The following is a 13,809-nucleotide window of genomic DNA, read 5'->3' on the forward strand; positions in this document are numbered from 1 at the left end:
TTTATAATCAACCCAAAAAGTACTAAAGGAATATCTCGTAGAGATTACATATTGGTAGATCGTTCATTATAAAAACCTAATTTTGTCCCATAGGGCAATGTCATTAAGTTAAGCTTTTTTAAGATCATTATGACCAAACAATTTTTAGGCAAAGTGTTTCCGCGTTTTTAAAATGTTTATTTATTGACTAGCCTCCAGCTTCAGCTGGAGGTGTTTAATATGGACAATAAGATGGCTTTAGCCAAATCACGTTTTTTGGCTAAAGCCACTCAGAGTGATTTTATATAAACTCCAGCTAAAGCTGGAGGCAATTCAAACTAAACTTGCGAGAAATTATAATTTAAAAAATCTTAACTTAATGACATTGCCCATAGGGAATATATAAATAATCTAAAGCTAGTTCAAAAACTTTGTGCCTTTGCCTCTATGAACCTTTGCAACCATTTAAAGTAATCCATTATATTTCCTAACAAACCATTCTGTTGTCAATAAAACAGCAATCAAAATCAATAACCAAATCCAATCAATTAACGGAGTTTTTGTCGAAACATTTTTCTCAATTGATTTGTATTCCTTATTTTCTAAAAGTTCGTGAATCAAATCATCTGCCTGATTTTCGAAGAATGCTTTTCCGTTTGTTTGCAAAGCCAGTTGTTTTAATTTTAAAACGTCGGGATTTACGAATTGTTTTTCGATATCAAAATCTAAAATTTCAAAATGACTTGAATAAGATGTATTTGTATTTAATTCTTTTACGATAAAATTATATTTTCCCGTTGATAATCCGTCCAGATTTACTGAGAATGAATTATTTCCTTTTAAAAGATCGTAGTTTTTTGCTTGTTTTGTTTCGGCATTTGTTACTGTAATCGTTAGTCTGGCTTTCTCGTCAAACTCATAATTTTTATTGAAGTATTGTGCATTAATTACAATTGCTTCTCCCGAATTATAAAAGCTTTCGTGTGTGACAACGAGAGATTTCCTTGAAGTTGTCGATGCCAGATACTGAATTATCTTATCTATAAAAACATCATATTTCTCAAAGGATTGATTGTCAATATGACTTTGTAAACGCCATTTCCAGCTGTTTTCCCCTAACAAAAAAGCGGTTCGTTTGCCTTGATTTTCGGCGAAAGCCAATAACGGAGCATTCGTGGAAACGTTTCTGATTTTTGAAGAAAGTAAAACTGAAACTCCCGGATTTGTTGTAATTGTGCCGAATAAATTTTGCAATGGCGGGAAATTTTCGAATCCTATATTATCAATCGCAAATAAATTAAACTGCGATTGAAACTCTGCTAAATAATCTTCCCTTTGATTGCTCATATTAAAAACGAGACTCTTTTGCTGCTGGTTTAAAAAATTAAAATCAGTGCTTGCTCCGGTAATTATAAACGTGTTTGTTGCTACCAATTTATTGTTGTCAAAAATGGCTTTAAAAGCGGTATTAGGCTGATATAAAACTAAAACCGAAACTTCCTGTAACTGATTAATATCATTTGGTTTAACCAAAATTACTTTGCGTTGCACATTAATTTCAATTGAACGTTTTAATGCTGCAATATCCGGATGATTTATAGACGAAACGATTGCAATAGTTGACTTTTGATCGATTACTTCAACCGCAAAATTTTTGATATTATTGTAGCTGTTTTTCTCTTTTGAACTGGATGAAATACTGGCTTTAAAAACTTGCAATCCTACTTTATCAGCGGGTAAAAGTAAATTTAAAGTCGCTGTTTTTTTAGATCCTGAAAAAGAAACTTTCTCTTTTGCAACAACGGTATTTCCTTGTTTAATGGTAAAATCAGCAATTGCATTTTTATTTCCTGAATATTGAAGAAAAACTTCTACGGGAAATTTATTTTTATGAAACGCGTATTTGTTTACGTTAAGCTGATTGATTTTAAAATCAAGAAATGTAGTTGTATCTCCCACAACTAAAGGATAAACTTTATTGACAGGGTCAAAACGATATACATAATCGTTTCCTGTAGTTTGATTTCCGTCAGTAATAATAACTGTTGGGAAAATCAGATTTTTGTTGATGCTTTTTAAATTCTTTGCAACTTCATCAAGATTGGTTTGCTTTCCTTTAAAATCAAATTTGTCCGAAGGTTTAAAATCAGCATCAAATTGATACGATTGAATTTCGAATTTCTCTTTAAGGGCAGGATTCGAGATTAATTTCTGATATAATTCTGATGCCTTTTTATCTGATTTTAAAACGGCAATCGAACTTGAATTATCGACAGCAATTGCCAATGGAGTTTTGGTAATTTCGAGCGTATTTTTTGTCATTATTGGGTTTATCAATAAAACCAATAATCCAAAAATGGCAAGAAAACGTAAAAAAGCCAAAAACCAAATCACATTGGATTTGTTTTTGGCTTTAAAAAAGTATTGAAAATACGACAAACCACCCGCTATTACTAATGAAAGTAATAATAATAGAATCGTGTTTGTAGTCATATTTATAATTTAATAATTGAAGATATGTAATTCAAAATTACAATATAAAACCTTTGAACCTTTGTAACTTAGAACCTCAGTACCTTTTAAGTAAGCATTCCTCCGCAAACATTAAGTACTTGTCCTGTAATATAAGCACTCATGTCTGACGCTAAGAAAAGGCAAGCGTTTGCAACATCTTCTGTTGTTCCGCCACGTTTTAAAGGAATTCCTTCTCTCCATCCTTTTACTACATCTTCGTTTAATTTTGCAGTCATTTCGGTTTCAATAAATCCCGGAGCGATTGCGTTACAACGAATATTACGGGATCCAAGCTCTAATGCTACAGATTTTGTAAATCCAATTGCACCTGCTTTTGAAGCTGCGTAATTTGTTTGTCCTGCATTTCCGGAAACTCCAACTACAGAACTAATATTAACGATAGAACCTGAACGTTTTTTTAAGAATGTCTTTTGAATTGCTTTTGTCATATTAAATACTGACTTCAGGTTCACATCAATAACCTGGTCAAAATCAGCCTCAGACATACGCATTAACAAGTTATCTTTAGTAATTCCGGCATTGTTAATTAAAATATCAACTGTTCCAAAATCTGCCAAAACAGCTTCTACAAAAGTTTGGGCTTCATTAAAATCGGCCGCATTCGATTGGTATCCTTTTGCCTTAATTCCTAAACCATTCAATTCAGCTTCTAAAGCCTGAGCTGATTCTACAGATGAGCTATATGTAAAAGCCACATTTGCACCGTGTTTAGCAAAAACTTCAGCAATTCCTTTTCCAATTCCACGACTAGCGCCCGTAATAATGGCAACTTTTCCTTCTAGTAATTTCATATTCAAAATTAATGTTAATATTTATTTGTAGCTATTCCTGCTATCCATTTCAATCTTTTCTGTTTTTAAAGAAAAAACACAAAAGGATTTCCATTTCTATCAGGGCTATGAATGACTTGTCAAATATATGATAATTCCCTTTTTAAAAAAATAACTATTGCAATAACCTTTCAACATTAGCAAAAACTTATAAAAGGGAAACATCTAAAATCAAAAAAGCAACTCAAAGTGAGCTGCTCTTTCTTCAAAATAAAATCAAAACTATTCTTTTATAATTAAAAAGATATGAGATTAATAACTAAAAATAATTACTGATCTAATTTGTTTTAAACAGGATTTTGTTTTGATATAAAAAATACAAATCCCAGTAATATTGCCATGAACAGCATTCTGTAAACTGACTTCTGAAATAACATCGTACCATTACGTTTATCTTCATTTTTCATTTTTATCATATTAATTATCGCTATCGGAATGATTACTATGATTGATAAATACAGAAAATATCTTGTATACTCAGGATTCAATTGTGATATAGTTACAAGCACTAATCCCCATAAAAAGAAAGCGATATTTAGAGGCGTAATATATTTTTTCATAATGGGTTTTATTATTAATTAACACGTTGTCTTTAAATTCTTTAACACATAGAAACATAGAATTTTAGCTCAAAAAAAGGCGTTTCACTTATTTAAAACACACATATTTCTTTTGCGTTTTTTTATATTTAAAATCTATGTTTCTATGGGTTTAATTGAACTTTTATTAATTACTAAATGTATTTCAGTTTAAAAAGAAGCAGCTCAAATTGAGCTGCCCTTTATCCAAAATAAAAAAAACTAAAATAAACTATAACTGATATGTGGTCATTCTAAAACTACTTGTTGAACTTGTTATTGTATATACAGGATTACTATATGTTACAGTAAAATTCTCTTTTTTAACATATAATCCGGCAGGAGTAAAAAATTCTGCATCAAGATTTTTCAGGAATGCCGGAGCAGGAATTACAGCAGCACCATTATCCCACGAATCATGAGTTAATATTAAGGTTTTGCTTGTATCATTTGAACTGATGGTAAAGTTGTGATAAACAGCTGGTTTACCTCCATTAAAACGATATTCTATATAATTCCCAAAAGCTGAATTAAAGAAAACCTGAATTCTGCTTATCGATTGATTTGCCGGTAACGAAGCATTTGCTTTCGCAATTAATGACCTGAAATAATCAGATGTTGTTGATGCCGAATATAAGTTTGCGGCTATGTATCCTAAAACATATTGCGGTTGACCGTCTGTAAATTTTTTATAATCATCAGTTAATCTTGGCGGTGCATTTGTGTATTTAATCGTTGCGCTTACTCCTCCTGTTCCTTTGGCTATAAAAGTATTACTTGCACTATCATAGGTGAAATTTGATAACTTTTGCCCTTTAATTACTACCGGAGTTTTTGATATTGCTCCTGTTGGTGTGTAGGATAATGCGAGACCAAATGTTTCATCAGAACCTGCGGCTAATGATGTTGCTGTTCCAAAACGTGCATCTGAATTAAAATCAAATTCGTATTGTTTGATCGTCGATCCGTCATTTTCTTCTAATATTCTAAACAACGGACTTGTAATTTCTCCGGTTATTGCTTCGATTATTGGCGTATTTTGAGGTAAATCTGTCCAGTCTTTTGCTGTGGCTTTTACAAATCTTAATTCTCTGAAATTTCTGTTTGATCTAAAAATGATTTCTCCATTTTGTTGTCCGTAATAAAAAAACTGAAAATCTCCTAAATATCCTTTTCCATAAAGTGCCGCTGTTGGGAAATTATCAGATTGGGATAAAAGATGAATTCTATTTGCGGTTGTAAAAACCAGACTTACGGTGCTTCCTAACTGAAGTTCGTACTGACTTCTGTGAATGTCTGTATCTTCATCAAAATCTGATGCCATATCGACTTTTCCGTCAGGCAAAAATTTAAACAAATGCGTCCATCCGCCTAATTGTGTACTATCTGTATAATAAACTGCTTTCCAGCCTTCTGCCGATGAAAGTAATACGTCCTGCAATTCTTTTTTCTGAGCATTTAAACGCTCTGTAGGAGTCTGATCGAATTTTTGATCAGCTTCTGTACTTGTACATGCACCTAATACTATTGCCACAAATGCAACGATCAGGTACTTATATATATGTTTTTTCATAATATTGATTTGTATAATTAATTATTACTCATTATGATGTCTTAATTGCTGATAACAATATCTGTGTTTTTTTGTGCTTCATCTCTTAAAGCATAAAAATCGATATTGAAATTATCCTTATAATACTGCACTACAATTGCTTCTTTCTTTTTAATATTAGCTTTACCGTTTACGTCTGTAACTCCGGCTAAAATTGCAGCATATTCTGCTTTTGAGCTTGTTAAAATTACAGAAGCCGTTTCGGCAAAATCTTCATAGATATTAAGCCTTGCATAACTTGTTATAAAACCTAATGATCTTGATGTTGCTGTACTTTCTGTGTACCAGCTTGTTGTATATCCTGACGGCGTTAATTTTGCCCAGGCTTGTTCATCAAAAGGTTTGGTCTGGTTTAAAATGTGTACATATTCGTGCTGAATGGTATGGATAAACTCGGTTACTTCAGGTCTGCTTTTTCTGTTAAGATAATCTAACTGAAAAAGTGTAACTCTTTGTCCTCCTTCGGCTAATCCTAATGTCAATGTACCGTTTGTATTTAAGTTTAATCCGCCAACGAGAACAAATTCTCTTGGAGCAATTTTTTTAACAAAATCCTTTCCGCCAATTGTACTGTAACTATCAATCCAGATTTTTTTAACGACTTCAAGTGCAGGTTGTACTTTTTCTACTGTTGGTGGAAATAAATATTTTGTATTATCTACCAAATTTTGATTCCATTCATAATAAATCTTGATGTTATACGGATCTAAAAAGCTTGAATCAATCCATTTATCTAATTCGGTTTTATCACGTTCTGAATAATCTAACTGACTTTCTCCAGGCTGATCTTCGTGAGCGCAGGCAACAAACAACATTGAAGCTGTAATCATTGCAATGGCTTTATATTTTTTTAATATTTTCATAATAATTAAATTAAATTTTTAACGTGGATTTTTTTCAATTCCATTGTCTGATGCTCTCACCGGGATTTGCAAAGCCCTGCGTTTATCGTCTTTAACCAAAACGTTGTTTTTTACAATTTGCCCAAACTCGGAGGTATTGTGTGTTACTACAAGATTAAAACGCTTGATATCAAACCATCTGATTCCTTCATGGATAAAATCTCTTCTTCTTGCTTCTGCAATAGCTTTTATATAAGATGCCTGAACCGAAGTTAAAGTGTAATATGGTGTAAACTCTCCTTCGATTACCGGATATTTAGCTACCACTTTCGCTTCTGTTAATTTATCTGTAGCCGGATCGTAATTTTCTGTTCTGGTTGCAAAAAAGTATTCTAATTCGGTATTTGCCTGTGCAATCTGATTTGTCATGACATGCGCTTCAATTCTATTCAGGAAAAATTCATCATTACTTAAAAGTACTGTTCCTGTATATGGTTCTCCAACACCTGTAGTCAGGTTTGTAACTTTAAAATATTCATAAAATTTAGGAACCAGAACTGTTTGTCCTCCATTATATTGACCAGCAGCACGTATCGCCCATGATTTACCAAAAATATTGGTATCTGTTCCTAAAATCTCATCTACTCTGTTTCCTGCAAGTGTAAATCTATAGGCAATAGATCTTCTCCAGATTGAATTAGGATATGCTACTAATAAATTTGTCGCTTGTTCTACTCTTGAATATTCAATAGGCATCTGAGCATAAGCAACTGCATTAAAAGCGTTGTAATCCCTTAGCGTTGTTGGCGCAGAACCTAAATCTTTTGAGTATTCAATTACTTTATCCCAATCGCCTTTTACTAAGTAAAAACGGCTTGCGAAAGCTTTTGCCGCATCAACATTAAAATGGTATTTTGGTTCTTTATAACCGTTAGTTACATACTTCATTCCTTCATTAATATCCTGCTCAATAAAATCAAAAACTTCTTTTACAGAGTTACGTTTGTATTGAACCAATAAAGCTCCTTCGGGTTTTGTGATGTAAGGAATTCCTAAATCTTTTGCCGCGGTTGCAGGATTGTATCGGTTTGCCCAAAATGAAACCAACATAAAATGTGAATATGCTCTTGCCATTAATGCTTCTCCTTTTTGAGGATTCAGACTAGCAGGGTTTCCAAGTTCATCAATTGCTTCTAAAGCTTGATTTGCTGCTGCAATCGCGCTGTAGGAAGCGCTCCAGAAATTGGCTTCGGTATCAAGCCCCATTTGGGTTTGCATTTCCCAATTGTAACTTTGCTTATTATCTATATTTGAATCCGGTAATGCGCTGTCAAATACATTGTCAGACATGGTTTCTGCAATTGCCATATAGGTGGCAGATGGATATGCGGTTACTAATAATTCTGATATTTTTTCAGGCGTATTTATCTGTGTTCTATTGTCTGGCACTTCTGATAAAAAATCATCGCAACTACTAATACTAATTAGCAATACTAATGAAAGTGCTATTTTTATATTTTTCATAATTAATATTATTATAATGAAAGATTTAAAGTAAATGTATATTGAGATGTGATTGGGAAAGCAACTCCTCCTGTATTACGAAATTCAGGATCTTGCCCGTGCAATCTTTTATCTGAATAAATCAACCACGGATTTACTGCTGATCCTTTTAATGTGAAAGCACTAACTCCTAGTTTTTTCTTGAAATCTTTAGGAAATTCCCAACTAAGCGAAACGTTTTTTAATCGTACAAAATCACCATCAGCAACTCTTACATCAGAATAATTATAAGTGTTATAGGCAATTTGTAAATCATTTGCTCCGTAGTTTCTGTTCAATAATTTATCTGCAATAACAGGAATATTGGTTTTATTTTCATCTCCCGGATTGATCCATCTATTGGTATATTCTTTAGTAAAAACAGTTAAATCGTTATATTCATTACTGTAAACCGGATTTAAACGAACTTTATTTCCGCCTGATCCTACAACAAATACATACAATGACCAGTTTTTATAAGTGAATGTATTGGCTAAACCAATTGATTTATTAGGCTCAATTGATCCTTCGTATTTCAAATATTTGTCAACATTATCAGTATCCTGAAAGTTAGCTTTCGAAATATTATTTTCTGCTCCGTCCTGTAAAAGAAATGTTGGTAATCCCTGATTGTTCAAACCTGTAAATTGGTACGAATAAATAGAGTTTCTAGGATGTCCCACTGTATTTCCTCCATTAGAATCAACCAAATCAAATGCCGAAGGTTTATTAGCTAATTTTGTGATTTTCTGGTCATATACCGAAAAGTTCAATGTTGTTGACCATTTAAAATTATTCGTTACAATGTTTTGAGTTGTAAATCCAAGTTCAATACCTTTTGTTTCCATATCGGCATTATTTCCTTGTTTAACCGATTGACCTCCAACACCGGAAGTAATTACGTAATCAATTAAGTCGAATGCTTTACGTCTGTAAACATCTGTAGTCAATTGAACTCTGTTATTAAACATTCCGATATCTACTCCAATATTTGTTTCAAATTGTTTTTCCCAAGTCAAATCCCTGTTTTGCAAATCGTCAATTCTGATCGCATTTTCTCTATCCGAAAGATTGAATCGGTCCGTAATAAAACTTTTGTAAATAGCCAGTGAATTTGTTGCAGGACCAGCCGTTGCAGTAAGTCCGTACGAAGCTCTTAATGCTAAAGTATTGATTGATTCAACATTTTTCATGAATTTTTCTTCGGCAACATTCCATTTTCCACTAATTGTGTAAGTTGGCAGCCATCTTGATGAACCTGTATCTCCTTGTCTGTTAGATCCGTCGTAACGTCCTGTTACAGAAGCTGTATAACGACGATCATACGTATATCCAACTTTCCCGAAGAAACCAACTGTTCTTTCTCTTTCTTGTCCAAATTCGTAATAAGAATCTCCGCCATTAACAATTTTTTCAATTATTTTAGGATCAATAAATGAAGTAAGTCCCTTATCATATTGAATCCCTACAGCCGTGAAATTATCATTGTTTCTGTCTACTGATCGAAGTTCTGTACCAAAGAAACCTTCAACTTCGTGTTTCTCTTTGAAGGTGTTTCTATACGTAATACTGTTTCTGATATTATAAGAAGTCATGTCGTTTGTAAACTTTCTTAAAAATCCTCCACTTGGCAATACCGAAACTTTTGGTGCTGTTAAATCATTAGGGTCCTGATATAAAAACACGTTGTCTTTTTGTATTTGTGTATTCAAATTATCTCCAACTCCCGCATTGTACGCGGCAATTACATTTGAACCTTCATAAATTTTATGTTCTCTTGATGTATTTGCATAACGCGCAGAACCAGTAAGATTGTAGGTTAAATGTTTGTTTATTTTATAATCTAAATCAACCTGAAAACGAATATCATTTACTTTTATATCTAAAGTATTGTTGGCTAATTCGTTTACAATATTCATTGGCGCCCAGTTATTTTGATAATATTCTAAATTTCCATTATCATCATAAGGTCTTAAAGTTCTGCTTGTATTTAAAACATAATTGAATGGGTTGATATCAAAATCTCTGTTTACTCTGCCAAATACAACATCTTTTTTACTTTCGTAAGATCCCGGAGCTTCCTGATCACGGATAGATCCCATTGTAGAAAGTGTAATATTTAATCTGTCGTTTACAAAGAAAGTTCCTTTAATATTTGATGTTAATTGTTTTACATTATCGGCAATTGTCCATCCCGGATCTGTATAATATCCTAAAGAGGCATAAAAAGTATTGTTTTTTCCACCACCCGAAAAACTTAATGAGTGATTTTGTGTAATTGAAGGTCTGAATAAAACACTAAACCAATCTGTATTTGCCAGTTCGTATTTTTTTAAAAACTGATTGATATTTGGCTGATCATTTTTAACTCCAAATTGTCCGTTTGAATCGTTATAACGGTTAATTTCTTTTGCAAGAATATTATAAGCACCACCAAATCTACCTGTGTACGAAGAACTTAAATCAAGATATCCTTTTTGTTTCATTTCCTGAAAAACACTCATTGATTCCTGTGAATTCAGGATATCATATTGCGAATAACTTGGAACGGCTCTTACTGTATTTTCTACAGAATAACTCACTTTCAAAGGAGAATCTCTACGACCTTGTTTCGTTGTAACAACCACAACACCGTTCAAAGATCTTGAACCATAAATTGATGTTGCAGATGCATCTTTAAGAATTTCAATGCTTTGAATATCATTCGAATTTAAACCTGCAACGGATGAACTCAATAATGTTGATGAATTTCCGGAAGCTAAATCAGCAAACGAAACATTGATAATATCTTCCTGAACAACTCCATCAATTACCCATAAAGGTTTTGTATCTCCAAAAATTGATGAAGATCCACGAACCGTGATTTTAGGCGCAGTACCAAAAGTTCCTGTCACGTTTTGAACCGTAACACCGGCAGCTTTACCCTCAATCATTCTGCTTACATCTACTACTCCATCAACTTTTAATTCAGCACCTGAAATTTTGCTGATTGCACCTGTAAAGGTTCTTTTAGATGTTTTTTCGTAACCTGTTGTCACTACAACTTCTCTTAAATTTTGTCCGGCTTCTGCCAAAACAATGGTAGGATTTGTATTTTCAACTCCAATTTCTCTGGACTCCATTCCAACATAAGAAATTACAATTTTGTCACTATTCGCAGGCATTTCAATAACAAACTTACCGTCAAAATCAGTAAGAACTGCTATTTTAGTTCCTTTGGCTAATACTGTTGCACCCGGTAACGGACTGCCACTAGCATCTGTAACTAAACCTTTAATAATAGGTCCGGCAGTTAATATTTCGAATAAGGAATTTTTAGCATCTGTGGCTGTAAAAGGATCTGTTGCATTTTTTTGCAGCACAATCTGATTGCTTATTTCTGTATAGGTTATATTAAAAGGTATTAAGATTCTATTAAGAATACTTGAAAGAACTTCCTGATTGGCATCAATACTTACTTTTTGTGCAAGCTGAGGCAATCGTGAATTATACGAAAATTTTACATGAGCAGACTTTTCTAACTTAGACAGCACATTATCCAACGTTAAATTGGCAACATTTATGGTGACTTTAGTATCTAGTTTTTTTTGCCCATTTACATTATTTGCCATTCCAACACTTGAGAATACAAGCGCCAGGACAAACTGAAATAGTGTTATTTTCATGATTCGATGGAGTAATCGTTGTTTAACAACTGGTTTTTTCATAATTTTGGATTGTTTTGATTAATACGGATTCGAGTGTATTCTAAGAAACGTGATGAATTGCTCTTTACAGAGAGAAATTCAAATTATTTAAGTGTCGAAAATGTTACAGCATTTCGGCACTTTTTTTATGCATTATCTTTTACATAGGCATTACTGTTAGTTTTGTTTTGGATTATTTTTGGTTGTTTATTAGCTTTTTAATTTAAATCAACTCTTTAATTACAGTTAAAAATTGATTTAATTACATCCCTGAGATGTTATAATAATTTGATTTCCATTCATTTCAAAACTGGTGTTGTTCCCAATACTATTACAAACAATTTTTAGTTTTTCGGTCAAAGGCTGATCGCTTAATGAAGTGGTAAGGTGGCAATCTTTCAATTTATTTTTAGGGTAATCAATATCTACTAAATAAGCCTGCTCAATTGTTTCGAAGATTTGCGATACGGGAATATCAGTAAATTCGAAGCTTAATTGCTCAATATTTCCAACGCTTTTAGTTAGTTCTTCGTCCTGGGTAATATTCGTGATCTTGTTAAAACTCAAATCGCTGCGTACAAAACGCAACGCCTGATTGGGAAGCAAGACTACTTCTTCCTGATTTGATCTGGAAACTAAATCATTAGATTTTACCCTAACTTTACCGGTGCGCACGAGAACTTCTACATCAGGCTGATCAGAATAAGCCTTCACTCGAAAACTAGTCCCAACTACCTTAGTAACAATTTCGTTTGCATAAACAAAAAAAGGCTTTTTAGGATTTTTACTAATTTCAAAGAAACCTTCGCCGGATAAATACACCTTTCTTTCGTTTCCGGTAAAGATTTTAGGATAACTTAATTTACTATTGGGTTGTAATAAAACCGAACTTCCATCTGATAATGTGATGATTTGCGGTTTATCTGAATTATTAGTCTGCTCAACTAATCCTTCACTATTTTCATCGATAAGTTCTTTATAGGTAACAACTTTATTATTCGGGACAATTTGATTGTTATAAAACCAAATTGAAATGAGACCAAAAACTAAGGTTGCAGCAACTCCGCTAAGAAAATATTTTCGAAGGAATTTTACTTTTGAATGTGGAATTAAATTGTTTTGATTTTCTTTTTCTTCAATTTTAACCCACGTAGTTTGCAAAGCATTATGAATATCTGATGCTGATAAAGTAGAATTTGGCACTTTCATAGCCAATAACAACAATCTTGCATCTTCGACCAACTTGGCACGTTGGCGGCTTTCTAAAGTCCACTCTTCCCAGCCATCTTCATCGATTTTATTTAAAATCCATGATTGAAATGATTCATCAGATAAGAAATCTTCTAATTCGGTATATGTATTACGTTTTTGCATCTAAAAATAAGGTTACAAAAACATAGAGGACACTTTTCTTATTATATACTCACCAAATTGTGATTTTTTTTATTTTATTTTAAAATAAATTTAACATGTAGTTAAAGATAGCAGAAGAATTAACGAAAAGCTCCCCTTCCATTCCTTACGCAGCGTAAGTAAACCGCGATGTAACAGGTTACTTGCCGATTGATAATTGACTTCAAGCATTTCGGCAATTTGTTCTACCGTCAATCCCTGATTATATCTTAAATACAAAGCTTCTTTTTGCCTTGCCGGTAAATCATTTAACAATTTATTCAAATGAACAACTCTTTCTTTGGTCGCATAATCATCATCGATAAGATCATGTTCGACTGAAAATTCTAAAAGAAATGCAATAGAATCGGTGCTTGTTACTTTTCGAAAAATATGATCACGTTCATGCAAACGTGCAATTCGCTTGCGTACGCTGGATAATAAATAGGCTTTTACGACAACTGTACTTTGTAATTTGTTGCGATAAACCCAAATATCAGTGAAAACATCCTGAACACAATCCTGTACTTTTTCGGAATACGGAGAAAGGGAATTTCCGTAATTAACAAGATCAGCATAGTATTTTTCAAATAATATTGAGAATGATTTTTCATCCCCATCTTTCAAATTATTCCAAAGGATAATATCATCAAAAGTTTTATATTCTAATTTTTGGGTCTTCATATTAATTTGGCAGGTAATTCTTGAAAATAGTCACTTCATTTTAACAAAAAGAATACGGTATTTTAACATATTCCTTTAGTATCGTGCGATAAATATATAAAAGCAAATTTTCAAAAACAATTTTTTTAC

8 protein-coding genes are annotated in these 13,809 nt (G+C 32.8%); all 8 read right to left on the bottom strand.

The window, feature by feature from the left end:
- Window positions 1–444 precede the first annotated feature (444 nt).
- A complete protein-coding gene (locus ACHZDT_RS23520; RefSeq protein ID WP_394777133.1) occupies window positions 445–2,472 on the bottom strand; it encodes a hypothetical protein in 2,028 nt (675 codons plus the stop codon).
- 86 nt (window positions 2,473–2,558) lie between these two features.
- Window positions 2,559–3,305, bottom strand: coding sequence for a 3-oxoacyl-[acyl-carrier-protein] reductase (fabG, locus tag ACHZDT_RS23525; RefSeq protein ID WP_394777134.1), 747 nt, complete (start codon window positions 3,303–3,305; stop codon window positions 2,559–2,561).
- 849 nt (window positions 3,306–4,154) lie between these two features.
- Complete coding sequence (locus tag ACHZDT_RS23530; RefSeq protein ID WP_394777135.1) at window positions 4,155–5,495, bottom strand: DUF4302 domain-containing protein; 1,341 nt, start codon at window positions 5,493–5,495, stop codon at window positions 4,155–4,157.
- A gap of 41 nt (window positions 5,496–5,536) precedes the next feature.
- Window positions 5,537–6,397: a putative zinc-binding metallopeptidase gene (locus ACHZDT_RS23535; protein ID WP_394777136.1), complete on the bottom strand. Its 861-nt coding sequence runs from the start codon at window positions 6,395–6,397 to the stop codon at window positions 5,537–5,539.
- Between the two features lie 18 nt (window positions 6,398–6,415).
- Window positions 6,416–7,900: a RagB/SusD family nutrient uptake outer membrane protein gene (locus tag ACHZDT_RS23540; protein ID WP_394777137.1), complete on the bottom strand. Its 1,485-nt coding sequence runs from the start codon at window positions 7,898–7,900 to the stop codon at window positions 6,416–6,418.
- A gap of 11 nt (window positions 7,901–7,911) precedes the next feature.
- Window positions 7,912–11,625 carry a SusC/RagA family TonB-linked outer membrane protein gene (locus ACHZDT_RS23545; RefSeq protein ID WP_394777138.1) on the bottom strand — a complete coding sequence of 1,238 codons (3,714 nt, stop codon included), beginning with the start codon at window positions 11,623–11,625 and terminating at the stop codon, window positions 7,912–7,914.
- A gap of 237 nt (window positions 11,626–11,862) precedes the next feature.
- A complete protein-coding gene (locus ACHZDT_RS23550) occupies window positions 11,863–12,978 on the bottom strand; it encodes a FecR family protein (RefSeq protein WP_394777139.1) in 1,116 nt (371 codons plus the stop codon).
- A 90-nt stretch (window positions 12,979–13,068) separates the two neighbouring features.
- Complete coding sequence (locus ACHZDT_RS23555; protein WP_394777140.1) at window positions 13,069–13,680, bottom strand: RNA polymerase sigma factor; 612 nt, start codon at window positions 13,678–13,680, stop codon at window positions 13,069–13,071.
- Window positions 13,681–13,809 lie beyond the last annotated feature (129 nt).

The sequence above is a fragment of the Flavobacterium sp. genome (assembly GCF_043722275.1).
In the GTDB taxonomy this organism is placed as follows: Bacteria; Bacteroidota; Bacteroidia; order Flavobacteriales; family Flavobacteriaceae; genus Flavobacterium.

Bases quoted from the DNA above. Each gene is read 5' to 3' on its own strand.
- ACHZDT_RS23520 (WP_394777133.1), bottom strand. From the start codon at position 2,472: ATGACTACAAACACGATTCTATTATTATTACTTTCATTAGTAATAGCG.
- fabG (WP_394777134.1), bottom strand. From the start codon at position 3,305: ATGAAATTACTAGAAGGAAAAGTTGCCATTATTACGGGCGCTAGTCGT.
- ACHZDT_RS23530 (WP_394777135.1), bottom strand. From the start codon at position 5,495: ATGAAAAAACATATATATAAGTACCTGATCGTTGCATTTGTGGCAATA.
- ACHZDT_RS23535 (WP_394777136.1), bottom strand. From the start codon at position 6,397: ATGAAAATATTAAAAAAATATAAAGCCATTGCAATGATTACAGCTTCA.
- ACHZDT_RS23540 (WP_394777137.1), bottom strand. From the start codon at position 7,900: ATGAAAAATATAAAAATAGCACTTTCATTAGTATTGCTAATTAGTATT.
- ACHZDT_RS23545 (WP_394777138.1), bottom strand. From the start codon at position 11,625: ATGAAAAAACCAGTTGTTAAACAACGATTACTCCATCGAATCATGAAA.
- ACHZDT_RS23550 (WP_394777139.1), bottom strand. From the start codon at position 12,978: ATGCAAAAACGTAATACATATACCGAATTAGAAGATTTCTTATCTGAT.
- ACHZDT_RS23555 (WP_394777140.1), bottom strand. From the start codon at position 13,680: ATGAAGACCCAAAAATTAGAATATAAAACTTTTGATGATATTATCCTT.